Genomic DNA, 25,961 nt, shown 5'->3' on the forward strand with positions numbered 1-25,961 from the left:
TGAATGTTATAACCACATTATACAAGGGGGATTATGTATCATGGGGATTGCAAAAGAGTTGTTTGGAATATTGCCTGAAGGTAGGAAAGTATATATTTTTACTTTGAAAAATCATAATGGAATGACTGTAAAAGTATCGAGTTTTGGTGCTGCTCTTGTAGCTCTCATAGTACCGGACAAATATGGTGAATTTGAGGATATAGTACTTGGATATGATAATTTACAGGGATATTTAGAAGGTAAATTCTTTTTTGGTGCAACTATAGGACGTAATGCCAATAGAATTAGAAATTCCAGAATAAAAATAAATAACAAGGTATACATTTTAAATAAAAATGAGGGAGAAAATCAACTTCATGGTGGAGTTAAAGGGTTTGACAAAATGTTGTGGTTACCAAAAACATATATGGATAATGAGAAAAATCAATGTATTGAGTTCTCTTATTTAAGTAGAGATGGTGAGGAAGGGTACCCAGGTAATCTCAATGTCAAAGTTGTATACACTATTTTTGATAATAATACACTTAAGATTGATTATTCTGCAATTTCCGATAAGGATACATTGGTTAATATGACTAATCATACTTACTTCAATTTATCAGGATATGCATCTGACAGCATATTGAAACATAAAGTCATGATAAATTCAGACAAGTTTACGGCAAATGATAAAAACAGTATACCAACAGGAGAAATAAGAAGCGTAAAGGGAACCCCAATGGACTTTACAGCCTTGACGAGTATAGATAAAAATATGGATAGCAGCTATGATCAGATAATTTTTGGAAATGGATACGATCATAACTGGATACTGAATAAGAGTAAAAACAAAATTGAAAAGGCAGCTGAAGTTTTTGACTCTTATAGTGGAAGATTTATGGAATTATATACTACAGAACCTGGAATGCAATTTTATACAGGAAATTATATAAATGAATTTCATAATTGCAAGAACAATGCTTCTTATGGAAAGAACAGTGGACTCTGTCTTGAAACTCAATACTTTCCTGATGGATTAAATCATGAAAATTTTCCTTCCCCTATATTAAAATCAGGAAAACGTTATAAACAAACTACAATATACAAATTTTCCATAAGATAAAATAAAAAACAGGAGATGGTTTTAATGAAGGTAAAGATTAGTAATCCCTTAATATATATTTTTGGTGCACTTGGCGGTCTTTTGTTTGGTTATGATACTGGAGTTATTTCAGGAGCTATCCTCTTTATTCAAAAACAGATGCACCTTGATTCATGGCAGCAGGGATGGGTTGTTAGTGCCGTACTATTAGGAGCTGTTCTTGGGGCTGCTATTATTGGACCAATGTCTGATAAGTATGGACGTAAAAAGTTGGTTATGCTATCATCGATTATTTTCTTTATTGGTGCACTTGGCTCAGCGTTTTCTCCAGAATTTTGGACATTGATTATATCTCGTATTGTTCTTGGTATGGCTGTTGGTGCATCTTCTGCCTTAATTCCAACTTATCTGGCTGAATTATCACCTGCTGAAAAGCGTGGATCTATGTCTAGTTTGTTCCAGTTGATGGTTATGACTGGAATTCTGATAGCTTATATTACTAATTACAGCTTTTCAGGTTTATACACTGGGTGGCGCTGGATGCTTGGTTTTGCTTCTATTCCAGCTGCAGTTCTTTTCTTGGGAAGTATTATATTACCAGAGAGTCCTAGATTTCTGGTTAAAGATGGACGAACTGATGAAGCTCGAGATATACTATATCAAATGAATAAAAATGATGCAGATATTGTCAACACTGAACTTGATCAGATTAAGAGACAGGCTAAAATCAAAAGTGGTGGAATTAAAGAGTTATTCGGTAAACTTGTTCGTCCAGCATTGATTATTGGAATTGGTCTGGCAATTTTCCAACAGGTTATGGGCTGTAATACAGTTCTTTATTATGCACCAACTATATTTACCGATGTTGGATTTGGTGTTCAGGCAGCCTTACTTGCACACATAGGAATTGGAATTTTTAATGTTATAGTTACTGCTGTGGCTGTCGTTATCATGGATAAAGTTGATCGTAAAAAGATGTTGATCTATGGCGGTATTGGAATGGGTATTTCCTTGCTGGTTATGAGTTTTTCAATGAAGTTCTCCAGTGGTTCGTTTACTGCTTCAATTGTATGTGTTATTGCATTAACTGTTTATATAGCCTTTTTCTCAGCTACCTGGGGACCTGTAATGTGGGTAATGATCGGCGAAGTTTTCCCATTGAATATCCGTGGATTAGGAAATTCATTTAGCAGCGTTATAAACTGGGGTGCTAACATGGTGGTATCATTAACATTTCCTCCATTACTGAATTTCTTTGGTACTGGCAGTTTGTTCATTGGCTATGGTGTAATTTGTTTTGTGGCAATTTGGTTTGTCCATTACAAAGTATTTGAAACACGTAATCGTTCACTTGAAGAAATTGAAAATACCCTTAGGAAACGTGTAAGTGACACGGAACAGGAATTTATAACTGGAAAATAAGTTTAGACTACAATTTTAAGTGTTGATGATTTTATTCATCAACACTTTTTAACATTAAATTTTATTTGTAGATTTGTTTAAAAAGTCTATCAACTAATGTTATACTAGATTATTATAATGATTAATTCTGAAATGGATAGATGGTGATACTAAAATGATAAGATTATTAAATCAGAAAAAGATATTGAGGTTGCTTTACAGAAATAATCAGCTTACAAAGCAGGAAATAGCTCAAATGCTTAATATAAGTATTCCTACAGTTATAAGCAACAGCAGCGAGTTAATAAAACAGGGATTTCTAGAAGAGGCAGGCGTAGCCGAATCAACAGGAGGAAGGAAGCCTACAATTGTAAAGTTTATTCCGACTTCAAGATATTCTTTTGGAGTATGGGTGACTAGGGAAAAGATTAGAATTATATTAACTGATTTAAATTTTAAAATAATAGATGAAATAAATTTTAACATGATTGATCAATTATATGATTTTAGAGATATTATAGTAAAAGTATCAAAATACATAAGAGATATTATAAATAATTTTAGCATCTCGCCTAATAAAATACTTGGAATAGGATTTTCGCTTCCTGGTACTGTAGATGAGTATAAGATGATTTTAAAAAATGTACCGAATTTTGGAATGAAAAACATATGCTTTAATGAATTTAAGGATTATTTTGAATTTCCACTTTACATAGAAAACGAGGCAAATGCTTCAGCTTATGCAGAAGCTTTTCTTAATTTCAATGATACAAAAAGCAGTCTGGTATTTATATCGATTACAGAAGGTATTGGTACAGGAATAATTGTAGATGGTGATATTTATAAGGGATTTAACAAGCGTGCCGGTGAATTTGGACATATGACTATAGTAAAAAATGGAAGAAAGTGCAATTGCGGCAAGAAAGGCTGTTGGGAGTTGTATGCTTCCAAAAAAGCCTTGCTAAATCAATATAAAAAAGCTTTTGATGATGAAAATAAAAATTTGGATGATTTCTTGGAAATGAGTAAAGTTGATAAAAAGGCACAAAATATACTGAATACTTATATTGATTTTCTGGCAGAAGGCATTAAAAATATAATTTTGATTTTGGATCCACAAAATATAGTTATAGGGGGAGAAATATTTTCGTATAGAGATTTAATAGAAAAAAAATTAATGAATAAAATATTTGAGAACAACAGTTTTTATGAAAGAAAAGACTGCACTATTACATTTTCCAGCTTAAAAGAGAATGCGGCTATATTGGGTGCAGCATTATTGCCTGTTAAAGAGATGCTTTTTTAATAAGTAGAGATATTTTATGTCTTAAAGGATATTGTGAATTGGAATCTGTAGGTATAATTCTACTGTAAAAGAGGCAAGTGATTGATAACGACCATTTAAAATGGTCGTTATTTTTATGATTATATACTATATAGTTTATCTATTACTATTTATCTAATACCAATTTAATTAAATTGTATCATCCCTTTGTATAAATTTAATTAATTGCATCCTGCTATTTACGCCAATTTTAGTAAATATATTGTACACATGTTTCTTTACAGTGGAGACACTAATGCACAATATTTTACTAATCTCATTGTTACTGGAACCTTTAATAAGCAATTTTAATATTTCATTTTCACGATTGGATAAATTATATCTTTTAAAATCATCTGATTTAAGACTTTTTCTCCCATCGGTAGCTTTACTGTTTAGACTTGTAGAAAATAAAATATTATTTAAATGATCCTTTATTATTTCTAAAATACTTAGTTCTCTTTGTGTTATATCACCTAATTCTTTTGAACGAAAAAGATTGAGTAATCCTAATATTTTATTTTCCTTTACAAATAAAATACCACCACCATAGGGAATATTTTGTGGAAGTAGAAATCCTTGATAAAATTCTGTTTTTTCTCTTAAATCATCTTCGATAATATCAGTATCTTTAAAAGTAATAGGATTTGTAAAATTAAATATGTAACTTACATAATCTATATTGTAAAAGTAATTAATATATCCATTTATATTTTCTTCAGTTACGTTGTAAAAAGAAGAATTTTGTTGATTAATTGATTGATTCTCATTAAATAAAATAAAATATGCCTTGGAGTAGGGAATGATAGCACGAATTAAACTTAAAAATTCATTTGCAATATCTTTTATATCATCTAATGAATAAATTTCTAAAAGTATATTATTAATTACATGCCAATCATGTTCACTGACGTTGGCCATTATTTTTCCCCCCATTAAAGTGAAATGAAATAGAATTGAATATTAATATTTTTATATGATGTTAACATATATAAGTATAAAAGTCAAAAATATATGTAAAAAATTCGGGTAAAAAGTAGAACTTTAGTATTAAAAGTTCTATTTTTTTATTAAAAAATCAATACTTAGTATAATTGTCACTAAATTTTATTTATGATAAAATTTCATTAAAATTATTATTAAAATAATAAAAAAGCGCAATAAAATAAAATAAATTATTAATTAACTATAAAGTCTTTTCTACAAAAATAATTTTATTTTGCTATGGATCAAAAATATGGGAAGGTGGAAAATAATATGCAGAAAATATGGTCTAAAGTTTTAAAACCTGGAGAGAAGTGGTCTGGTAATATTGGACGAGGAAAGTATATACATTTTAAGGCATTGAAAGGAGGAGCCAATGTATCGGTGCTAATGTATAACATGAGAGACATTTCAGAAAGATATAATATGCCGGATACATTAAAAGCACAGTTCACATCACATCTTACCAAAGGCAATGTTTTGATGAGTGATAATGGCAGAGTTTTGGCTAGCATAGTAGAGGATAGTCTTGGTTGGCATGACAGTATATCCGGTTATAGCACAAGAAAGATGATAGATAAAAAATATGGAAAAACTCAATATCAGGATACACGAAATGATTGGTTAAGAAGTGGAGAAGAAAATTTTGCAGTAGAATTGGTTAGGAATAATATGAGTGTGCGAGATTTGGTACCATGTGTAAATCTTTTTTCTAAAATTTATTGTGAAGATGATGGAAGTTTGCATTATGATGAACAACATTGTACAGAAGGGGCAACAGTAACCCTTCGTACTGAAATGGATGTTATATTAATCTTGTCAAATACACCAAACCCGTTGGATAAACGTACTGAATATCCATCTGTTCCAGTATCAGTAGAGGTGTATGATGCACCACCAGTAGATTTAAATGATGAATGTGTAAATCATAGACCAGAGAATTATCGTGCATTTGAAAATACATGGGATTATTACAACTTAATGGGATATTAATTAACTTTATTTTAATAGCGAAAGGAGATAAATAAATATGAATGGCTTTATTAGAAAAGAAAGTGATTTAAAAATAGAAGATGCAATATATGATGAAACTTTACTAGCTGGAGATGGATGGATGTATGAATTAAAAAAAGGACAGACATTCCGAATTATTGATCTTGGTGGTAATCAAGCAGTAGATACAACTTTTTATGATTTATCCAATCCTCAGGATCATTATGGGGCAATAACAACAATAACTATGCAGGAAAATATATATTTGACAACAGGCAGTATTTTAAGAACAGAATCCGGTAAACCAATTCTTGAAATTACTGCAGATACTTGTGGAAGGCATGATACATTAGGTGGAGCATGCTCTTCTCAAAGCAATACTGTTAGATATGCTAGAGAAAAAGATTATATGCATAATTGTCGTGATAGTTTTATGCTGCAGTTTGCAAAAAAAGATGAGTTTTATATGAAGAGAGATTTGGCTCCAAATATTAATTTCTTTATGAATGTTCCAGTTACTAAAAAAGGTGGTTTGAAATTTGATGATGGAGTATCTGCTCCAGGTTATTATGTAGAAATGCAGGCTTTGAAGGACGTTATGGTATTAATTAGTAATTGTCCCCAATTAAACAATCCTTGTAATGCATATAATCCAACACCAGTTAGATTAGTTATATGGGACAAGAAAAATTAGATGGAGGGAATTTAAATGAATATAATATGGAATAAAACCTTGGCTCCAGGAGATCGTTGGTCAGGTAATATTTGTAAAGGAAGACTAATTAAGTTTACTTCATTAGGAGAAGGTGCTAATTTGTCCATGTTGATGTATAATTTTAGAAATTTATCTGAGCACTACAATGCACCGGATACAATGAAGGCTCAACATTCATTTTTTTTAAAAAAAGGACATGTAATTATAAGTGACTGTGGAAGAGCATTGGCAAGTATAGTAGAGGATGATTTGGATGGACATGATACTGCAACAGGTTATACTACTAGGATTATGACAGATAAAAAATATGGCTTTACCAGTTATCAGAAAGACGGAAATGATTATTTGAAATCTGGACAAGAAAATTTTATTAATGAATTAACCAAAAATGGTATGAGCAAAAGAGATTTAATGCCTTCAATTAATTTATTTTCTAAAATTGATGCTGATGAAAGAGGAAATTTAATTTTTATTAAAGATTATTGCCCCAAAGAAGCTTCTGTGACTATTCGTACGGAAATGGATGTATATATAGTCCTTTCAAATACTCCAAATCCATTGGATGAAAAAAAGGAATATCCATCAGTACCAATTAAAATTGAAATACTAAATGCTCCTCCAATAGATGGATTAGATTATTGTGTAAATTATTCAAAATATACTAGGAGAGCTTTTGAAAATACCTGGGAGTATAATACCTTGTTGGGAATTTAATAAAGAAGGGAGAAAAATATGATTGAGTTTGAAAAAAAATTTAGTGATAAAAAGATAGAAAATGCAATATATGAAAAGATTATACCTGCAGGAGAAGGATGGATGCATCCACTTGACGAAGGTCAAACTCTAAGAATTGTGGATCTAAAAGGTAATCAAGGTTTGGATTTTCTCTGTTATGATTTACATAATCCAGAGGATCATTATAGTGCAACCCAAACAATTGTTCGCCAAAAAAAGTTGTATATTAATACAGGAACGGTATTGGTAACAGAAACTGGGAAAGAATTGCTTGAAATTGTTGCAGATACTTGTACCTGTCATGAAACAATGGGAGGTGCATGTGCAACTGAGAGTAATACAGTTAGATATGGACATCATACCCTTAATATGAAAACTTGTAGGGATACGTTTTTAATGAAAATTTCAGAACATGCAGACAAGTATTGTAAAGTAGATTTAGTTCCAAATGTAAATCTATTTGCTCAGATACTAAAACTGGAAGATGGAAGTTTTGAATTTTTAGATGGGATTTCCAAACCTGGTTCTTATGTAGAATTTAAAGCTTTAAATGACACTATGATTTTAATAAGTAATTGTCCGCAAATTAATAATCCATGCAGCGGATATGCTCCAACACCTAATGCAATTTATATTTGGGATAAATAAATTTTAGATTATACAATATAAAAATTGAAGGGAGTTAAAATTATGAAAATGATAAAGGCAATAGTAAGGCCTGAAAAAGCAAGTAAAATTTTAAATGCTCTTTGTGATGAAGGGTATACTTCAGCAACTAGAATAAGCATATTGGGAAGAGGAAAGCAGCAGGGATTAAAAGTAGGAGATGTATACTATGATGAAATTCCAAAAGAAATGATCATGATGGTAGTAGAAGATGATTGCGTAGAAAAAATTAAAAAAATTATTATTCAAAGTGCAAGAACAGATAAACAAGGAGCTTTTGGTGATGGTAAAATTTTTGTACTTCCTGTCGAAAAGACTGTAACAATTAGTTCTGGTAAGGAAGAATAAAAAATAAACAGTGTTTAAATAAATAATTGGAGGTTCTTATGAAACAAGTATATATTATTTTACGTCCAAATAGATATTATGAAACAAAAGATGCGTTGATAGAAAATAATTTTTTCTCCTTAAGTAGCAAAGATGTTCTTGGAAGAGGCAAAAGTAGTGTAGATTATGTTGCAAAAAATGGATCGGAACTACCGCAATATAGCAAACATTCTTTTGTTGCAAAAAAATTGATAGAAATATTTTGTAGAGATGAAGATGTTGAAAAGTTAATTAATATAGTTAAAAGAGTGAATCAAACAGGAAATTCTGGTGATGGTAAAATATTTGTGATTAATGTGGAAGACGGTACAAGAATTAGAACTGGTGAAAGCGGGATAAATTCTTTGATGTAATATAGAAATTTGAGTAAAAATAAGGAGGAGCAAGTATGAAAAAATTAATTAAGAGGATTGCATCAATATCAATTATGTTAGTAATGTTCATGACAATATTTTCTGGCTGTCAAAGTAAGGCAAGCAAAAGTAATAAATCAAGCGAAAACAAGGTTTATAAGTTGGGAATTTCGGCATATCCAGCCTTTTATACATGGTATATTACCCAGGCTGAAGGACTTTTTAAGAAAAGGGGAATAAATGTAAAGTTGGTTTATTTTCCAGTGTATAGCGATAGTGTACAGGCGTTTAATACAGGGAAAATTGATATGTTGTCTGCAGCTGTGCCTGATATTATAGCTCCTTATGTAAATGGAATTGGTTTAGAAACAGTATTATTATTAGATAATTCTAATGGTGCAGATGGACTAGTAGCTAGAAATGGAATAAATAGTATTAAAGATTTGAAAGGAAAATCTGTTGCTACTGAATATGGAACAATAGAACATTTCTTCTTATTAAATGCATTAAAAAAGGAAGGTATGACAGAAAAAGATATTAATTTTGTGAATTTATCCGTATCAGATGCAGCACCAGCATTCCTATCCGGAAAAGTAGATGCAGCATGTTTGTGGGAACCATCACTTAGTAAAGCACTAGCTAAAAAGGACAGTAAACTATTGATAAGTTCTAAAGATACTCCAGGATTAATTCCAGATGTATTGGTTGCCAACAAGGACATGACTGAAAATGGAAAAGATGATATTAAAAAAGTTGTAAATGCATATTATGATTCAATGGAATTTTATGCGAAAAACAAAGATAAAGCTATTCAGGATATGGCAAAAGGAGCTGTAATTTCTGCAAGTGAAATGAAGATTGCTATGAGTGGTTCTAAGTTGTTTACTGCTGAATCTGCTATAGATGCAATGGATAAAAAACAGGATAACTATTCATATTTACCTTATACAACAGAAAAAATTGCGCAGTTTTTGCAAAATGTAAAAATGATTGATGAAATGCCTGATGATACTACAAAAATGTATAACAGTGCTTATTTAAAAGAAGTGATAAAAGATGGAAAATCTACTTCTGTTCCAGATACTACAAAATAATTTATATTAAGTTTATTACAGGTGGAAGGGGATATACTATGAAGAAATTTCTTAGAATACGAAAGAATATTGATAAAAGATTGTATATGATAGTGGCAACTATATCTTTTGTACTTTTTATTGTAGTATGGAATTTTGCAAGTGTTTCCGGTATTGTAAACCCTGTCTTTTTGCCGGCACCTACAAAAGTTGTTCAAACAATAGTTAGAAGCTTTGCATCGGGAATTATATGGAGCGATTTATATATAAGTTGCTATAGAATATTTATGGGCTTTTTATATGCAGTAATTGTAGGTATAATAATTGGAATATTGGTAGGGTGTTTTTCTGAAATTGAAGCATTTATACGTCCGTTAACTGAGTTTATTCGTTATCTACCAGTACCAGCATTTGTACCACTTATTATGATATGGTTTGGAATAGGAGAACAAGCTAAAATTGCAGTTATATTTTTAGGAACATTATTTCAGTTAATTCCAATGGTAGCAGATGATGTTAAAGCAGTACCAGAAGATTTTATAAATGCAGCATATACGTTAGGTGCTTCCAGAGGTAAGGTGCTATGGAAAGTAATTATTCCAGCTGTACTTCCTAAATTAATGGATACTTTAAGAATGATGATGGGATGGGCATGGACATATTTAGTAGTTGCTGAATTGGTTGCTGCCAGTTCCGGACTTGGATACAGTATATTAAAAGCTCAAAGATATTTGAAGACAGATGTAATGTTTGCATATATTTTAATTATAGGATTATTAGGACTTGTTATTGATAGGACCTTTGCCATTGTCAGCAAGCGAGTATTTGCATGGTCAGAAGGGGGTAATCAATAATGTTTAAAAAAGGTGTTAAAGTAAAAAATCAGGTGGAAGATGGCGGTAAGCTTGAAGCAACATTGGCTAATAGCAAGCTTTTAGGTAAAAATGTTACTAAAATTTACAAGGGAAAAAAGAAGAGTACTTTGGCTATCCAAAAAACCAACTTTGAAATACTGGATAATGAGTTTGTATGCATTGTAGGACCATCTGGATGCGGAAAATCAACATTATTAAAAATGATAGCAGGGCTGGATGATGTATCCGAAGGATCAATTTTTCTTGATGGAAAACAATTATCTGGTCCGGGAGCAGACAGGGGGGTTGTTTTTCAATCATATTCTCTATTTCCATGGATGACTGTTGAGAAAAATATCAAATTTGGGTTAAAACTTAAAAAGATGCCAAATGTTAAAATTGATGAAATTGTAAATAAGTATCTAGGATTAATTGGATTAACACAATTTAGAAAATGTTTACCTAAGGAATTATCTGGTGGTATGAAACAAAGAGTTGCCATTGCAAGAGCTTTGGCAAATAGTCCTGAAATTCTATTGATGGATGAGCCTTTTGGTGCATTGGATCCCCAAACAAAATCTAAAATGCAGCTTTTGATGAGGCAAATATGGCAAAAAGAAAAGACAACAATTATATTTATTACTCACGATATAGAAGAAGCGGTATTTCTATCAACAAGAGTTTATGTTATGGGTACTAATCCAGGAAGGATTATATCGGAAGTCCCTGTATATCTTCCGTATGATAGAGATCTAGATTTGAAAGATACTAGGGAGTTTATTGAACTGAGAAGAAAGGTTACCAAAATTTTGCACAGTGGTGAAAGTGAAGAAACAGTATAATACTAATTTGGATCGGAGTGATGATTTATGTTTAATAAAATACTTATTGCTAATCGTGGAGCAATTGCAGTAAGAATTGAAAGAACATTGAAAAAAATGAATATAAAGTCTGTGGCAGTATATACAAAAGCAGACCAGGACAGTTTACATGTGGATTATGCTGATGAAGCTTATTATCTGGGAGATGGAACAGTATTAGAAACATATTTGGATTCAGATAAAATTATTGAAATTGCGAAATCTTCCGGAGCCCGAGCTATTCATCCTGGGTATGGTTTTTTAAGTGAAAATAGCGACTTTGCAAGAAAATGTGAAAAGAACAATATCAAGTTTATTGGACCGCTGCCAGATCAAATGGAATTGTTTGGACTTAAACATTCAGCCCGTAAAATTGCAAAGAAAGCAAAGGTTCCAATGTTGGAAGGCACAGGACTTTTAGATAATGTGGAGGAAGCAGTAAAAACAGCAGGTAACTTAGGATATCCGGTTATTTTAAAAAGTACGGCTGGCGGCGGCGGAATTGGTATGAGAACATGTTTTAATGAGGAAGAGTTGAAGTCAGCATATGTTTCATGTAGTTATTTGGCTGGGGCTAATTTTAATAATGCAGGACTATTTCTTGAAAAATATTTAGAAAAAGCAAGGCATGTAGAAGTGCAGATATTTGGAAATGAATATGGAGAAGTAATTGCTTTATCCGAAAGGGATTGTTCTGTACAAAGACGTAATCAAAAAGTATTAGAGGAAAGCCCTGCCTTCGGTATTTCAGAAGTCACTAAAAAATCAATGCATGAGGCAGCTAGAAACATTGCACTTCAGGTTGGATACAGAAGTGCAGGAACAGTTGAATTTTTATATGATTCTTCTGAAGAAAAATTTTATTTTTTAGAGGTAAATACGCGGCTGCAGGTGGAGCATGGAGTTACAGAAGAAACATTAAATATTGATTTGGTAGAATGGATGATAAAGGAAGCAGCTGGCGAGTTAAAAGATTTATATGCTTTAGTTGATGAGCCAGAAGGTTTTAGTATTCAGGCAAGAATTTATGCAGAAGATCCAATGAGAAATTTTGCACCTAGTGCAGGAAAACTTGATAAGGTTAAATTTTCAAAATCTGCCCGTATAGAAACCTGGATTCAAGATAATACAGTTGTTACTTCTAACTATGATCCAATGCTTGCTAAAATTATTGTAAGATCTGATACCAGGGAAAATGCAATAGAAAAAATGAATTTAGCCCTACAGGAAACCAACATATATGGTGTAACTACTAATATTGATTATCTAAATTCTTTTATTAATACACAAGACTATAAAAATGGTGATTTAAGTACTCATATGTTAGATGGATTTACTTATAAGGAAAGAAAAATTGAAGTACTGGATGGAGGAGTTCAGACTACAATTCAAGATTATCCTGGACGGCTTGGATATTGGGATGTGGGTGTTCCACCAAGTGGAGCTATGGATAATTTTTCATTCAGGATTGGCAATAGAATACTTGGTAATGATTTAAATGCTCCGGGAATTGAGTGTACTTTGAGAGGAGGAAGCTATAAATTTCGTGATGATATGACAATCTGTCTTACTGGTGCAGATATGAAAGCCAAATTGGACAATAATATCATCCCTATGTATAAAGCTATTTCGGTAAAAGCTGGTGAAATATTAGAACTTGGCAAAGTAGTAAAGGGTATGAGAACTTATATATTGATAAAAGGCGGTTTGGATGTTCCAACAATATTAGGCAGCTCATCAACATTTGCATTAGGAGGTTTTGGTGGTCATGGTGGTAGAACCCTAAAAACGGGAGATTTGATACACGTTAATTTAGAAGGTGAAACTGGCACATGCTCAATAAAAAAAGAAAAATTATATAAATATACTGAAACCTGGAATATCGGTGTTGTTCCTGGACCGCATTGTACAACGGAATTTTTAAAAAAAGAGTATTTGGAACAACTTACAAATACTGAATGGGAAGTACACTTTAATAGTGATAGAACAGGAGTAAGGCTTATCGGGCCCGCACCTTTATGGTCAAGAGAAGATGGAGGTGAGGCAGGGCTGCATCCATCAAATGTTCATGACACAGCATATGCAGTTGGTACTATTGATTTAACCGGTGATATGCCTATTATTTTAGGACCGGACGGACCAAGCTTAGGAGGATTTGTATGCCCTGTTACGATCCCATCAGGAGAGTTGTGGAAAACAGGACAGCTTGTACCCGGCAATAAAGTTAAATTTTATTTAATTTCCATTGAAACAGCAGAAAAAATTAGAAGAGAACAAGAACAGTATTTGGAAAATATTACAATGAAAAAGGAACTAGAACTTCCAGAACTTAATAAAACAGAAGTATTAGATTGCAGGTATCCAATTTTGAAACAGATTGACAAAGATAAAGAAATTTCATTATGTATTCGATCGGCAGGAGATGAATATGTATTAGTTGAATATGGTGAAATGAAAATTGAAATGAAACTACGTATTAGAGTACATGCTTTAATGGAATTAATAAAACAAAATAAATATATTCCGCTAATTGATGCAACCCCGGGTATTCGTTCATTACAAATTCATATTGATTCCACTAAAATGTCTATTTGTAATTTAGCAGATGAAATTGTAAAATTGGATAAACAAATTGGTGATTTAAGTAGTTTTAAGATTAAATCACGTAAAATTAAAATGCCATTATCTTGGAATGACCCAGGTGCACAGTTAGCAATAGAAAGATATTATCAAAACGTAAGACCGAATGCACCTTGGTGTCCAAGCAATATTGAATTTATTCGAAGAATAAATGGCTTAGATTCAATAGAAAAGGTCAAGGAAATATTGTATAGTGCAACTTACTTGGTTATGGGGCTTGGAGATGTTTATTTGGGTGCGCCCGTGTGCCTTCCATTAGATCCGAGACAGAGATTGGTTACAACAAAGTATAATCCAGCAAGAACTTGGACACCTGAGAATGCTGTTGGAATTGGTGGAGCTTATATGGGAGTTTATGGTATGGAAGGCCCTGGTGGGTATCAATTGGTTGGGAGAACGATACAGACCTGGAATCCTATAAGATCAACAAAAAGTTTTAAAAAAGGGAAGCCATGGCTTTTAAATTTCTTTGATCAAATTCAATTTTATCCAGTATCTGCAGAAGAACTTTTGCAAATTAGGGAAGATTTTTTAAGAGGCAGATATGAAGTAGAGATCGAAAATACGGTTTTTGATTATGGACAATATTTAAGATATTTAGAATCTATTAAAGAAGAAGAAGAGAAGTTTAAAAAACATCAAGTGGAATTTTTTAATATAGAAAAACAGATGTGGAAAGATAAAGGACTGGATAAGTTCGTTTCACAACATAACGAAGGTGGGGTAGGAGAGCTGGAAATACCAGAAGGAACTATACCAGTTTATTCAAATATGCCGGGAAGTGTATGGAAAATACTTGTACAAGTTGGGAATAAGGTAAAAAAAGGCGATTCTATAATTATAGAGGAAAGTATGAAGATGGAATTTCCTCAAAATGCTCCTTGTGATGGAACTGTACAAGAAATTTATGTTAAAGAAACAGAAAATGTATCAAGTGGACAAATATTAGTTACTATTAATTAGGGAGGAAATTTCCATGATAGATGGTAAATTGACAATTTCATATCTTAAGAGGGGCTATAAGAAAGGTATTTTTACCCCAGAAAATATATGTTATGAAATTATAAAAAGAGCGAATGAAACAGCTGATATGAATATTTGGATAGTTCCTCCTTCCATGGAATTTATTCAACAATATTTAGACAATTTAAAAACTTTGAATAAAGAAAAGGCACTGTTGTGGGGTATTCCATTTGCTATTAAAGATAATATTGATATAAAAGGAATATATACTACGGCAGGATGCAGAAACTTTGCATATATGCCAAGAGAGCATGCAACAGTAGTGAAACTTTTAATAAAAGAAGGAGCTATTCCTGTTGGAAAGACTAATCTTGATCAATTTGCCACTGGACTTGTAGGGACAAGAAGTTTATTTGGAGAAACTCATAATTCTCTTAAACCTGAATTAATTAGTGGTGGTTCCAGCTCAGGCTCAGCAGTTAGTGTAGCTATGGGACAGGCAGTTTTTTCACTTGGAACAGACACAGCAGGTTCCGGGAGGGTACCGGCAGCATTGAACAATTTAGTAGGTCTTAAACCAAGTTTAGGTGGATGGTCTACAAAAGGAGTTGTTCCAGCTTGTGCTTCACTAGATTGTATTACAGTTTTTACACATAATTTAGAAGATGCAAAATTGGTAAATAAAATAGCATGGCATTATGATAAACAATGTTGTTGGTCAAAGAAACTTAATTGGGTAAAAGAAAAAATGCCTGAAAAAATATGTTTACCTGATAGTGAATTGGAGTTTTATGGTGATTATGCAGAACAATATAAGTACAATTGGAAAATGTTTGTTAAAACTGTAGAAAAAATGGATATTCCTATTGAATATGTAGATTATAAAATATTTGCTGAAGCAGCAGCTATTCTATATGATGGACCTTGGATTGCTGAGCGATGGTCAGATCTTGGAGGTTTTGTTGTAAAAAATGAAAGTCATGAAATGGTTCCTGTTACTGAAAGTATTTTAAAAAGCGGTAATAAAGACACTTTAAAAGCAGATTCTGTATTTAAAGCAATGCATCGTTTAGCAAAAATAAAATGTGAGGTAAGAAAAATATTAAAAGACAGTATTTTGCTACTACCAACTTGTGGGGGAACATATACAAGAAAGCAGGTTGATGCAGATCCTATTGAAACTAATAGTAATATGGGGCTTTATACAAACCATTGCAATTTATTAGAACTTTCAGCATTGGCATTTCAAGCAGGTTTTATTGAAGAGAAGATTCCTTTCGGCGTCACCAGCTTTGCATTGAGTGAAGAAGATGGAATTAATCTAGCATTTGCCAAAGTATGGCAATCAGTTTATTTAGAAGACAGGATGATTCCTTTAGCTGTTTGTGGATTGCATATGCGAGGATTGAGTTTAGAGACTCAGCTAATTAATATAGGTGCAAAATTTAAATCAGAAAGGAAAACATCCTCTAATTATAGATTGATAAAATTACCAACTAACCCCTCTAAGCCGGGCTTGATTAGGGTAGGTAATAATGGACAAAAGATTCAATTAGAAATATGGGATGTTCCTATAAAACAATTAGGTGAATTTTTAGAAAAAATTCCAGAACCATTATGTATAGGAAAAGTTGAACTTGATGATGGAAGGAGGGTATCAGGCTTTATTTGTGAAAGTTATATGCAGTCCCAAAGTGAAGATATTTCAAAATTTAAAAGTTGGAGGAATATCAATAAGTAACTGAATTTATACATTTTTGTTACTAATGATAGGTGAATGTTAATATAAAATTAGAAAATAAAAAATATAAAGTTCTATATGCAAGAACTTAGATCTATATAATTAGAGGGCAATTTAATAATTTTATAAATTCATCAACCCGGGACTTTTTAAAGTCACGGGTTTTTAATCAATCTGAGAGATGATATGAATCTCTCTATTTTAAATACTTATAGGTATCTTCAAGCTTTTTAAAGTCCAGTATTTCATCAACTATTATTTCAAGTACGGTAGTGTCAGAATTTTCTATTTTACCTTTTATATTATCAGGTAAAATACCAAATTTTTTAGTCAACAACCTGGTAGATGTTCTTATAAGTTCTTGCCTTCTGCCTTCTTTCTTGCCCTCTTTTATGCCTTCTTCCTTACCTTCTTTTTTACCTTCTTCTCTCAATAGTCTTCCAAGTTCAGTCATTCCAAACACCTCCTTGATTCTATCCATATTATTTCCATCTACGAATTTTTCAGCAAAAGCATATAAGAGAGCTAGGGAATTCATTTGATTTCGGTTATTTTTTATTTGTTTAGCCAGCCTTATAGATTCCAGTATTCTTTCATTTTTATCTTTAGTACTGCTCATTATAGGTAAAAATACGAGAGATAATAAATCATTGCTATTTAAAATATCATTAGATTGTATTTTTTGTTTTAAGTATTCGTATTTTGCATCACCATCTAGATTACTCATATAGAAAGCATTAACTGAATATTTAATAGATCCTATATTTATATTTGTTTTAGCTTTTTTGATATTAGAAGAATAAACTACAATTGTATTTATAGGCATATTTTCTTTGTAATATAAAACTGCATCATAGGCAAGAAATCTTGCAAGGTCACTTTTCCTATTTGTAGTTTGAAACTCAAGGTGCAGAAAGGAGTTATCGTCTAATAAAAATGTGTAGTCCATAAAGGAAGTATCTATTTGCAGATTTTTTAGTTCAGTTCTAGCAGCAGTAATTATTTTGGATTTTATACCGAAGAATTGAAGAGCATCTTCTTTGAAAACATCTAGTATACTTTTCATTATAGCATCTTCAATATTTTTGATCTTTTCCGCCATAGGGAATAAACTCCTTTGCAATTTAATAACCATATCTATGATTATATATTATCATATTTTGTTATCATGGAAAACTATTTTGATAAATATAATGGGGTCAGTCCCCATGGTAATTGTGGTAAAAAGAGGAATAGAATTTGATACAATCAAATTCTAAAGATTTCTTAAGCATAAGTTCTTGCCTTCTATTTTCTTCTTTTCTCTTAAGTCTATCCGTATTACTTCCATCTATGAATTTTTCAGCAAAAGCAGTAACTGAATAAACATAAAGGTTGAATTTACACTTAATATAAAATAACATATACTGAAATTATAATACATAAAAATGATAAAATATAAAGTGGAGGGATTTAAATGATAGATAAGCTTATTCAAATAATAGATAATGAAGATAAAAAGAATCCTATGACAGATGAACAAATTTCATCTATATTGAAAATATCTAGGGAAAAGGTAAATGAATTGAGACAGCAGCTTGGAATCCCCAGTTATTTACACAGAAGAAACAAGCTTTTGATGAACGCCATACATGATTTCATAGAGAAAGATACCAGAATATCCTATAGAAAATTGTGTGCTATTTTAAACAAATCAGGTTTTAAAATCTCTACTTTTGGATTGAACAAGTATAGGGATTATATTGAAAAGTTAAAAGATAAAGACAAGACTTCTCAAGTAAAAACTACAAATTATAGAAAAAATATGATTCAAAATAAAAATATGGACAACTATTTTCAAAATATAATTGGAAACAACGGCAGTCTGAATCATATTATAAAACTTGCAAAGGCGGCCGTACTCTATCCCAAAAATGGACTTCATACTTTAATATGTGGAAGTACCGGTGTAGGTAAAAGTCAGTTGGTGGAGCAGATGAATGAATTTGCCAGAAAGGTTAGAAAAAAGGAGGTTCCTTTTGTAGTATTCAACTGTGCAGATTATGGTGACAATCCTCAGCTTCTGGTATCCCAGCTTTTCGGATACAAAAAGGGAAGTTTTACAGGTGCCCTTTCAGACAAGCATGGCCTTATAGAGAAGGCAAACAATGGAATGCTTTTTCTTGATGAGATACATAGATTACCATCAAAGGGACAGGAAATTTTGTTCAGGATAATAGACAAGGGGGAATTTACAAGATTAGGAGAAACTGATGTAACAAGAAAAGTAAACGTTATGATAATAGGTGCTACTACAGAGAACGTAGAATCAAATTTGCTCAATACTTTTAGAAGAAGAATTCCAGTATTAATAGAAATACCAAGCCTTGAAGAAAGACCTACTATTGAAAGAATGCAAATTATAAATAAATTCTTCAAATTGGAGGCACAGCGTATAAATAAAGCATTTTATATATCAGGAGAAGTAATAAAGAGTTTTTTGTTTTACAACTGCCCGGGAAATATAGGACAACTTAGATCCGATATACAGGTAACTTGTGCAAAGTCATTTTTAAATCTTATTTCTGATAATTCAGATAAAATGCAGATTAAAATTGAAGATCTCCCTTCCCATATAAAAAAACAATTTTCCTATATACATGAAAAAGCCATGCAGCTTAATATGATTGACATTGAAGACAAAAATATTGAAATTGATTATAAAAAAGTTTGTGATGATCAAAGCAGTGTATTTACTTATAATGTATATGACTTTATAGAAAACAGAATAGAGGAACTAAAGTGCCAGAACAAATTGACAAATGATATAAAAAGTATAGTATCTGATGAACTTGAAAAGGAACTTAATGACTATATCTCCAATATAACAAATAGATATTATGGAATGTCCAAGAGACTTCTCAAGGATATAGTAGGAAAAGAAACTGTGGATATAGTAGATGATGTTGAAAAAATGCTCTTGTCGGAAATAGGTCAGATTGATTTTTCCATATATAATGTATTGTGCTTGCATATAGGGTCTGCAGTAGAGAGGATTAGAATGGGAAAGAAAATTGAAAATCCAAAACTTGAAACCATTAAAGACAAGTATAAGAAGGAATTCAAAATAGCATTGAAGATAATTGAAATAATAAATATGAAATTAAATATGAATTTTCCCGAAGATGAAGCTGGATTTATAGCTCTTTATTTAAACAAATTTTTAGACAGGGAAAAAAATATAAGTGAAAGTAAAGTAGGAATAATTATAATTACTCATGGAGATGTATCAAAAACCATGCTTGAAATTTCACAATCAATAATAGGAATACAGCATGGTATTGCTATAACTATGAAATTAGATCAAAAGCCGGAGGAAGTTTACATAAAAGTAAGGAATGCAGCAAAAAAGATAAACAGAGGCAAAGGTATACTTCTTTTGGTTGATATGGGATCCCTTATAAGTTTTGGCACACTTATAACTAGAGATCTTGGAATACCAACGAAAATAGTTTCCAGGGTAGATACACTTATGGTGCTTGAGGCACTTAGAAAGTCAGCACAAAGTACTGCAACTCTGAAATCCATTTTCAACTCACTTATGGAGCTTGAGAGGGTATTGCCAAGAAGTTTTAGAAATAATGATGATACACAAATCAATTTAAAGAAAAAGGTTATAGTAACCACATGTGTTACAGGAGCAGGAACAGCTATAAAGATAAAAAACATTATACTTTCCAAACTTAAGGAAAAAAACTATACTGACATGGAAATAATACCTGTTGGTTTGGTAGAACAAAATGGAGATATGAATGAAAAAATAGAAAATATAAGATTGAAAAATAAAATTGTGGCAATTGTAGGAACTGTAAATCCTGAAATTCATGATGTACCTTTTATGTATATTGAAGAATTTTTGCAGAATAGAGGAGAGGAACTATTGATTAATTCTATAAACATGAAAGAATTAAAACCAGATAAGGATTTAAATTTAAAAGATCTGTTTGATGTAAACATAGTAAAATTATTTTATTCTATTGGATCCAAGGAGGAAATCATAAATATAATGGCAAGGTCAATGGAGAGAAAGAACTATGTAAGGCATGAATTCTATGAAGATATACTTGACAGGGAGGATCTTGGAAGTTCATATATAGGAAATGGTGTAGCCATACCTCATGCAAGTTATGAAAGGAACATAATAAAACCAGTTATAGCTGTTGCAGTGCTTAAAAATCCTATTTTATGGGAAGAAGGCAATAAAGTTGATATAGTATTTATTCTAGCTCTTAACGGTAACAGCAAAAAGTCATTTCTTAAATTATTTAAAACCATAAAAAATACAGATCTGATAGAGAGTGTGAAGGATATGAATGATTCCAAATCCGTAATAAATAAAATATTTGAATATATAGAATAATTTTAAAAACAATATATATCACAACATATAGTATTATAGTATATTTGTGTAAAAGATATTTAAATATATTGTGAGATATATTGTGAAATATACCATGTAATCGTAATCATAATCCCGTTTTTAAAATTCAACTGAAATTGGCATGCAATTTGCTATAATAATTAGTGTAAATTAACAATAAATAAATTTAATGCTGGAAAGGAGTTGATGGGTTTATGGAAGAAAGTATTGGCAAATACTTAATTCAAGATTTAATAACATGTAATTTGGAAGCTAAAAGTGAAGAAGATGTATTTAAAAAAGCTTATCAGATGCTTTATGAAAAACAATATGTAAAGTCTTCCTTTTTAAAAGGATTGATTGAAAGAGAGAAAGTTTTTCCAACTGGAATTAAACTTGAAGATTATGGAGTGGCAATACCTCATACAGATGCAGTTCATGTACTTAAACCAGCTATTGCACTAATTAAATTAAAACAACCAGTTAGATTTCAGTGTATGGATGGAAATGGACATGTAGATGTAAAACTTGCTTTTGTAATGGCACTTAAGGAGCCTCACAGTCAGATTTTAATGCTTCAGCAATTGATGAAGCTTATTCAAAATAAAGAATTGATAGAGAAAATATTTAAAAAAGATAATCAAGAAAGTATATATAATGTAATACTTGAGAGCATATCAATAAAAAATAATTAAAAATCAGGGGGAAAATATTATGGAAAATTCAAAACAAAAACTTGTTCTTGTTGCTTGTGGCACAGGTATAGCTACTTCAACTGTAGTTTGTGAGAGGGTGGAAAATCTAATTAAGAAAAACGGTTTAAATGCAAAAATTATTCAATGTAAGATTTCAGAAGTAGGTGGATATGAAGATCAGGCAGATCTTTTGGTAACAACTACCATAACACCAAGAGAGTATAAAATGCCTGTAATAAAGGCAATGAATTATCTTACAAATATAAATGCAGAAAAAACAGATCAAAAAATTATTGAACAATTGAAGAAATAAAAATTAGGCAGGGGGGAGCAATATGTTATTATCGGCTGTAAAATATATTATAAATTTAGGACCTACGGTAATGCTGCCTATAACTCTCACTATAATAGGCATAATATTTGGACAAGGCTTTAAAAAAGCCTTTAAATCAGGTATAACAATAGGTATTGGATTTGTTGGAATCAACCTTGTCATTGGATTGCTTACAGGTCCTGGAGGACTTGGTGAGGCAGCACAAAAGATGGTAACAAATTTCGGATTGCATTTGAATATTATAGATGTAGGATGGCCTGCAGCTGCAGCAATAGCCTGGGCTTCACCTATAGCAGCAATTATGATACCTATAGCAATGCTGGTAAACCTGGGAATGTTATTTACAAAATTAACTAATGTACTTGACGTTGATATTTGGAACTACTGGCATTTTACAGCAGCAGGAGCTACTGTATATGTTCTCACAGATGGAAACTGGATACTGGCTATTCTTGCAGCAGTGTTATATGAAGTTGTAGTTTTTAAAATTGCAGATAGAACAGCATCTATGGTTGAGAATTTCTTTGGTCTTGAAGGTGTTTCTCTTCCAACAGGATCTACAGCGGCTTGCGGACTTATAGGAATTCCAATTGTGAAATTGGTTTCAAAGATACCTGGGATAAAAAATTTAAAGGCAGATCCTGAAAGTATTCAGAAAAAGTTTGGAATATTTGGGGAACCAATGATGCTTGGATTAGTATTGGGTTTAATCATAGGGGCGCTTGCAGGATATGACATTGGCGGAATATTTAAAATGGGTATTACAATGGGAGCAGTAATGATGCTCATGCTCCGTATGGTAAAAATACTTATGGAAGGTCTCATACCATTATCCGAATCTGTTAAGAATTTTCTTCAAAAGAGGAATCTTGGAGAGAACAGGAAAATAACCATAGGACTTGATGCTGCTGTTTCAGTAGGACATCCGGCAGTAATGGCAACAGCACTGGTACTTGTTCCTATTACAATATTTCTGGCTGTAGTACTTCCAGGAAATCAGGTGCTTCCATTTGGAGATCTTGCTACAATATGCTTTTATGTGGCATTCATAGTAGGGGCAGCCAAAGGAAATATAATACATTCAGTTATATCAGGTACCATAGTTATGGCTTTTGTACTTTTAATGGCTACTAATATAGCACCTTTCCATACGATGATGGCTAATCAGGCACATTTTACAATGCCTAAAGGTACCTCGAACATTTCAAGTCTTGATCTTGGAGGTAATTTTTTAAATTGGATAATAGTAAAGATATTTCAGTTTATATAATATAGAATAGTGTTTATAAATTAATATATGGAGGTAATATTATGAAAATTATAACAACTATTGGAGCCGGTCAAATGGCATCAGCCTTATCTTTCCCAGCAGTTGAAAATGGAAATACAGTACGATTGGTTGGTACACCATTGGATAGAGATATAATCAATACAGGAAAATCTAAAGGATTTCACCCTACACTAAAGCGACAATTGCCTGAAAATGGTATAGAATACTATCAAATTGAAGATGTAGAAAGAGCATTAAAAGGAGCGGATGTAGTTATATGTGGAGTCAGCAGCTTTGGCATTGACTGGTTTGTAGATAATATACTGCCTATTATACCTGAGGACATACCTCTGCTTTCAGTAACCAAAGGAATGCTGGATATGGAAGATGGTACTATGATCAACTATCCTGAGTATTTTGAAAGTAAGCTTGTTTCAAATAAGAATCTTTCCATTAATGCAATAGGTGGACCATGTACTAGTTATGAGCTTGCAGATAAAGATCATTCTCTTGTTACATTCTGTGGGAAAAATATAGAAACCCTTAGAATGCTTAAAAATATTTTCGAAGCTCCATACTATCATATAAGTCTGTCTACAGATGTTAAAGGTGTTGAATGTGCAGTAGCACTTAAAAATGCATATGCCCTTGGTGTATCACTGGCAATTGGACTGGCAATTGGAAGGGATGGTTCAGGGATAGAACACTATAATTCACAAGCAGGACTTTTTGGTCAAGGCGTAAGAGAAATGAAGCATCTGCTTAAGATAGCAGGAGGAGGAGAGGATAACATTGTACTTTCTGCCGGTGACTTGTATGTAACTGTATTTGGAGGACGTACCAGAAAAATAGGAACTTTGCTTGGCCGGGGATTTTCATTTGAAGAGGCCATGGAACAACTAAAAGGTGTGACTCTGGAATCAATAGTTATTGCTACACGTACTGCAAGAGGAGTACGACACATGGCAGAAAGAGGAATTGTTAAACTTGAAGAATTTCCACTATTGCTTCATGTTGATAACATAATAAATTCTGGTGCTTCTGCAGCGGACATACCATGGCAGTCTTTTGAAACGGAAAAATTTTAAAAATGGGGGGAAATAACCATGAAAAATTCATCTGATATAACAATAGAACATATGCCAGGACTTGATTACAAGTGTTCATGTGGAAAGAGTCATAAAGTCAGAATAAAAAATATAAGTATTGGAAAAGAAATTTTAAATCAGCTTCCGGATTTAATCAGAGACTATGAAAATAAGAAAGTGTTTATTGTAGAAGATAAACATACCTTTCAGGTAGCTGGAGAAAAGGTTCAGAAAATTTTGAACAATAAGTTCAAAGTAACAAAATATATATTTGATGATGAACATTTAGTTCCAAATGAAATAACTTTGGGAAGGTTAATGATGAAAATACCTCAGGATACAGCACTTATTATTGCTGTAGGTTCTGGTACAATCAATGATATCTCGAGATTTATAAGTTGTAAAATTGGTATTCCATATGTAATTGTTGGAACAGCACCTTCCATGGATGGATATGCTTCTGTAGTGTCACCCCTTGTATGTGATGGTGTAAAGATTACCTATGATGCAGTATATCCAATGTCTATTGTTGCTGATATAGATATCATGAAAAGGGCACCTATGCAGATGATTCAGGCAGGACTTGGAGATATTTTGGGAAAATATACAGCCCTTGCAGACTGGCACCTTGCCAATACTTTGAAAAATGAGCATTTTTGTACTGAAATAGAAAGTCTGGTGTTGCATTCCTTAAAAAAATGTGAAGAAGCAGCACCAGGTTTAACCACAAGAAATGAAAATACTGTAAAAAATATAATTGATTCTTTGATTTTATCTGGAATTGCTATTGGAATGGTGGGATTATCAAGACCTGCATCAGGAAGTGAACATCAACTTTCTCATTGTTATGAAATGATTTTTATGAACAGGGGAGGTACTACAAAATGGCTTCATGGCAATACTGTAGGTGTAGGTGTGGGAGCTGCAGCTTATGGATATAAATATTTAGAAAATATAGATATAAATGAAGTGTTGAAAAAGGGGGAGTATCTACATCTTGACAGAAGTAAATGGAGGCAAAATATAAAAGATGTATATACAAAAAGTGCGGAAAATATCATTGAATTCAAGGAAAAGAGCATTGATTTCAAAATAGAAGATAGAAGATCCAATATGGAAAAGATAGTGGAAAAATGGGATAGGATACAATCTATTTGTCATATGAATGTGCCGGAACCGGAAAAAATAATTGATATTTTGAAAAAGGCGGATGCAGTATGGAATCCAAAAGATATTGGATTGGACAGGGAACTTTTCAGGAAGAGTTTTATTGCGGCAAAGGACATGAGAAATAGATATGGTGTATTTCAGCTTCTTGAAGATATTGGAGAATTGGATAAGGCTGCTGATTTTGCAGCAGATATTTATTATAGATAAAAATCAATTGTAAAAAGGGGATATGATA

The 25,961-nt window shown here is 32.0% G+C and carries 23 protein-coding genes; 21 read left to right on the forward strand and 2 right to left on the reverse strand.

What is annotated here, in order from left to right:
* The first annotated feature begins 40 nt into the window (after positions 1 to 40).
* The 3 genes from J418_RS0107740 to J418_RS0107750 all read left to right on the forward strand — a co-directional run bounded on the left by J418_RS0107740 (position 41) and on the right by J418_RS0107750 (position 3,788).
* A complete protein-coding gene (locus tag J418_RS0107740) occupies positions 41 to 1,102 on the forward strand; it encodes an aldose epimerase family protein (RefSeq protein ID WP_017895284.1) in 1,062 nt (353 codons plus the stop codon).
* A gap of 24 nt (positions 1,103 to 1,126) precedes the next feature.
* The gene (locus J418_RS0107745) at positions 1,127 to 2,503 is read left to right on the forward strand and encodes a sugar porter family MFS transporter (protein WP_017895285.1); all 1,377 of its coding nucleotides are present in this window, start codon (positions 1,127 to 1,129) and stop codon (positions 2,501 to 2,503) included.
* A 154-nt stretch (positions 2,504 to 2,657) separates the two neighbouring features.
* Positions 2,658 to 3,788: an ROK family transcriptional regulator gene (locus J418_RS0107750; RefSeq protein ID WP_017895286.1), complete on the forward strand. Its 1,131-nt coding sequence runs from the start codon at positions 2,658 to 2,660 to the stop codon at positions 3,786 to 3,788.
* Positions 3,789 to 3,956: 168 nt separating this feature from the next.
* Here the strand turns inward: J418_RS0107750 and J418_RS0107755 are convergent, their stop codons facing one another.
* Positions 3,957 to 4,727, reverse strand: a complete 771-nt coding sequence (locus tag J418_RS0107755; RefSeq protein WP_017895287.1) for a response regulator transcription factor — start codon at positions 4,725 to 4,727, stop codon at positions 3,957 to 3,959.
* 336 nt (positions 4,728 to 5,063) lie between these two features.
* Between J418_RS0107755 and J418_RS0107760 the strand changes: the two genes are divergently transcribed.
* The 11 genes from J418_RS0107760 to atzF are packed head-to-tail and all read left to right on the forward strand — an operon-like array spanning position 5,064 to position 16,770.
* Entirely contained in the window at positions 5,064 to 5,783 is a 720-nt protein-coding gene (locus J418_RS0107760; RefSeq protein ID WP_017895288.1) for an urea amidolyase associated protein UAAP1, read from the forward strand.
* A gap of 37 nt (positions 5,784 to 5,820) precedes the next feature.
* A complete protein-coding gene (locus J418_RS0107765; RefSeq protein ID WP_017895289.1) occupies positions 5,821 to 6,477 on the forward strand; it encodes an urea amidolyase associated protein UAAP2 in 657 nt (218 codons plus the stop codon).
* 15 nt (positions 6,478 to 6,492) lie between these two features.
* Positions 6,493 to 7,212, forward strand: a complete 720-nt coding sequence (locus J418_RS0107770) for an urea amidolyase associated protein UAAP1 (RefSeq protein ID WP_017895290.1) — start codon at positions 6,493 to 6,495, stop codon at positions 7,210 to 7,212.
* Positions 7,213 to 7,230: 18 nt separating this feature from the next.
* A complete protein-coding gene (locus J418_RS0107775; RefSeq protein ID WP_017895291.1) occupies positions 7,231 to 7,881 on the forward strand; it encodes a DUF1989 domain-containing protein in 651 nt (216 codons plus the stop codon).
* Between the two features lie 42 nt (positions 7,882 to 7,923).
* Positions 7,924 to 8,247: a P-II family nitrogen regulator gene (locus tag J418_RS0107780; protein ID WP_017753231.1), complete on the forward strand. Its 324-nt coding sequence runs from the start codon at positions 7,924 to 7,926 to the stop codon at positions 8,245 to 8,247.
* Positions 8,248 to 8,285: 38 nt separating this feature from the next.
* On the forward strand, positions 8,286 to 8,639 hold the full coding sequence (locus J418_RS0107785; protein WP_017753232.1) for a P-II family nitrogen regulator: 354 nt from the start codon (positions 8,286 to 8,288) through the stop codon (positions 8,637 to 8,639).
* Positions 8,640 to 8,674: 35 nt separating this feature from the next.
* Positions 8,675 to 9,733 (forward strand): ABC transporter substrate-binding protein, encoded by a 1,059-nt coding sequence (locus tag J418_RS0107790; RefSeq protein WP_017895292.1) that lies wholly within the window; start codon positions 8,675 to 8,677, stop codon positions 9,731 to 9,733.
* Positions 9,734 to 9,771: 38 nt separating this feature from the next.
* Complete coding sequence (locus J418_RS0107795; protein ID WP_017895293.1) at positions 9,772 to 10,566, forward strand: ABC transporter permease; 795 nt, start codon at positions 9,772 to 9,774, stop codon at positions 10,564 to 10,566.
* Positions 10,566 to 11,408 (forward strand): ABC transporter ATP-binding protein, encoded by an 843-nt coding sequence (locus J418_RS0107800; RefSeq protein WP_017753235.1) that lies wholly within the window; start codon positions 10,566 to 10,568, stop codon positions 11,406 to 11,408. Before J418_RS0107795 ends, J418_RS0107800 begins: the two co-directional genes overlap by 1 nt.
* A 27-nt stretch (positions 11,409 to 11,435) precedes the next feature.
* Positions 11,436 to 15,029: an urea carboxylase gene (gene uca / locus J418_RS0107805; protein WP_017753236.1), complete on the forward strand. Its 3,594-nt coding sequence runs from the start codon at positions 11,436 to 11,438 to the stop codon at positions 15,027 to 15,029.
* Between the two features lie 13 nt (positions 15,030 to 15,042).
* On the forward strand, positions 15,043 to 16,770 hold the full coding sequence (gene atzF, locus J418_RS0107810; RefSeq protein WP_017895294.1) for an allophanate hydrolase: 1,728 nt from the start codon (positions 15,043 to 15,045) through the stop codon (positions 16,768 to 16,770).
* A 196-nt stretch (positions 16,771 to 16,966) separates the two neighbouring features.
* Here atzF and J418_RS0107815 read toward each other — a convergent pair whose 3' ends face one another.
* On the reverse strand, positions 16,967 to 17,872 hold the full coding sequence (locus tag J418_RS0107815; RefSeq protein ID WP_017895295.1) for a DUF4351 domain-containing protein: 906 nt from the start codon (positions 17,870 to 17,872) through the stop codon (positions 16,967 to 16,969).
* A 137-nt stretch (positions 17,873 to 18,009) separates the two neighbouring features.
* On the opposite strand from J418_RS0107815, the gene J418_RS16940 reads away from it, so the two are divergent.
* The 7 genes from J418_RS16940 to J418_RS0107845 all read left to right on the forward strand — a co-directional run bounded on the left by J418_RS16940 (position 18,010) and on the right by J418_RS0107845 (position 25,933).
* Entirely contained in the window at positions 18,010 to 18,135 is a 126-nt protein-coding gene (locus J418_RS16940; RefSeq protein ID WP_254903760.1) for a hypothetical protein, read from the forward strand.
* Between the two features lie 91 nt (positions 18,136 to 18,226).
* Positions 18,227 to 21,169, forward strand: a complete 2,943-nt coding sequence (locus J418_RS0107820; protein ID WP_017895296.1) for a sigma 54-interacting transcriptional regulator — start codon at positions 18,227 to 18,229, stop codon at positions 21,167 to 21,169.
* A 215-nt stretch (positions 21,170 to 21,384) separates the two neighbouring features.
* Positions 21,385 to 21,864, forward strand: coding sequence for a PTS sugar transporter subunit IIA (locus tag J418_RS0107825; protein ID WP_017895297.1), 480 nt, complete (start codon positions 21,385 to 21,387; stop codon positions 21,862 to 21,864).
* Between the two features lie 19 nt (positions 21,865 to 21,883).
* Positions 21,884 to 22,177: a PTS sugar transporter subunit IIB gene (locus J418_RS0107830; RefSeq protein WP_017895298.1), complete on the forward strand. Its 294-nt coding sequence runs from the start codon at positions 21,884 to 21,886 to the stop codon at positions 22,175 to 22,177.
* A 22-nt stretch (positions 22,178 to 22,199) separates the two neighbouring features.
* Entirely contained in the window at positions 22,200 to 23,468 is a 1,269-nt protein-coding gene (locus J418_RS0107835) for a PTS galactitol transporter subunit IIC (protein ID WP_017895299.1), read from the forward strand.
* A 41-nt stretch (positions 23,469 to 23,509) separates the two neighbouring features.
* The gene (locus J418_RS0107840) at positions 23,510 to 24,556 is read left to right on the forward strand and encodes a glycerol-3-phosphate dehydrogenase (protein WP_017895300.1); all 1,047 of its coding nucleotides are present in this window, start codon (positions 23,510 to 23,512) and stop codon (positions 24,554 to 24,556) included.
* An 18-nt stretch (positions 24,557 to 24,574) separates the two neighbouring features.
* On the forward strand, positions 24,575 to 25,933 hold the full coding sequence (locus tag J418_RS0107845) for a sn-glycerol-1-phosphate dehydrogenase (RefSeq protein WP_017895301.1): 1,359 nt from the start codon (positions 24,575 to 24,577) through the stop codon (positions 25,931 to 25,933).
* Positions 25,934 to 25,961 lie beyond the last annotated feature (28 nt).

Source organism: Clostridium tyrobutyricum DSM 2637 = ATCC 25755 = JCM 11008 (assembly GCF_000359585.1).
Lineage (GTDB): Bacteria > Bacillota > Clostridia > Clostridiales > Clostridiaceae > Clostridium_B > Clostridium_B tyrobutyricum.

Bases quoted from the DNA above. Each gene is read 5' to 3' on its own strand.
- J418_RS0107740 (WP_017895284.1), top strand. From the start codon at position 41: ATGGGGATTGCAAAAGAGTTGTTTGGAATATTGCCTGAAGGTAGGAAA.
- J418_RS0107745 (WP_017895285.1), top strand. From the start codon at position 1,127: ATGAAGGTAAAGATTAGTAATCCCTTAATATATATTTTTGGTGCACTT.
- J418_RS0107750 (WP_017895286.1), top strand. From the start codon at position 2,658: ATGATAAGATTATTAAATCAGAAAAAGATATTGAGGTTGCTTTACAGA.
- J418_RS0107755 (WP_017895287.1), bottom strand. From the start codon at position 4,727: ATGGCCAACGTCAGTGAACATGATTGGCATGTAATTAATAATATACTT.
- J418_RS0107760 (WP_017895288.1), top strand. From the start codon at position 5,064: ATGCAGAAAATATGGTCTAAAGTTTTAAAACCTGGAGAGAAGTGGTCT.
- J418_RS0107765 (WP_017895289.1), top strand. From the start codon at position 5,821: ATGAATGGCTTTATTAGAAAAGAAAGTGATTTAAAAATAGAAGATGCA.
- J418_RS0107770 (WP_017895290.1), top strand. From the start codon at position 6,493: ATGAATATAATATGGAATAAAACCTTGGCTCCAGGAGATCGTTGGTCA.
- J418_RS0107775 (WP_017895291.1), top strand. From the start codon at position 7,231: ATGATTGAGTTTGAAAAAAAATTTAGTGATAAAAAGATAGAAAATGCA.
- J418_RS0107780 (WP_017753231.1), top strand. From the start codon at position 7,924: ATGAAAATGATAAAGGCAATAGTAAGGCCTGAAAAAGCAAGTAAAATT.
- J418_RS0107785 (WP_017753232.1), top strand. From the start codon at position 8,286: ATGAAACAAGTATATATTATTTTACGTCCAAATAGATATTATGAAACA.
- J418_RS0107790 (WP_017895292.1), top strand. From the start codon at position 8,675: ATGAAAAAATTAATTAAGAGGATTGCATCAATATCAATTATGTTAGTA.
- J418_RS0107795 (WP_017895293.1), top strand. From the start codon at position 9,772: ATGAAGAAATTTCTTAGAATACGAAAGAATATTGATAAAAGATTGTAT.
- J418_RS0107800 (WP_017753235.1), top strand. From the start codon at position 10,566: ATGTTTAAAAAAGGTGTTAAAGTAAAAAATCAGGTGGAAGATGGCGGT.
- uca (WP_017753236.1), top strand. From the start codon at position 11,436: ATGTTTAATAAAATACTTATTGCTAATCGTGGAGCAATTGCAGTAAGA.
- atzF (WP_017895294.1), top strand. From the start codon at position 15,043: ATGATAGATGGTAAATTGACAATTTCATATCTTAAGAGGGGCTATAAG.
- J418_RS0107815 (WP_017895295.1), bottom strand. From the start codon at position 17,872: ATGGCGGAAAAGATCAAAAATATTGAAGATGCTATAATGAAAAGTATA.
- J418_RS0107820 (WP_017895296.1), top strand. From the start codon at position 18,227: ATGATAGATAAGCTTATTCAAATAATAGATAATGAAGATAAAAAGAAT.
- J418_RS0107825 (WP_017895297.1), top strand. From the start codon at position 21,385: ATGGAAGAAAGTATTGGCAAATACTTAATTCAAGATTTAATAACATGT.
- J418_RS0107830 (WP_017895298.1), top strand. From the start codon at position 21,884: ATGGAAAATTCAAAACAAAAACTTGTTCTTGTTGCTTGTGGCACAGGT.
- J418_RS0107835 (WP_017895299.1), top strand. From the start codon at position 22,200: ATGTTATTATCGGCTGTAAAATATATTATAAATTTAGGACCTACGGTA.
- J418_RS0107840 (WP_017895300.1), top strand. From the start codon at position 23,510: ATGAAAATTATAACAACTATTGGAGCCGGTCAAATGGCATCAGCCTTA.
- J418_RS0107845 (WP_017895301.1), top strand. From the start codon at position 24,575: ATGAAAAATTCATCTGATATAACAATAGAACATATGCCAGGACTTGAT.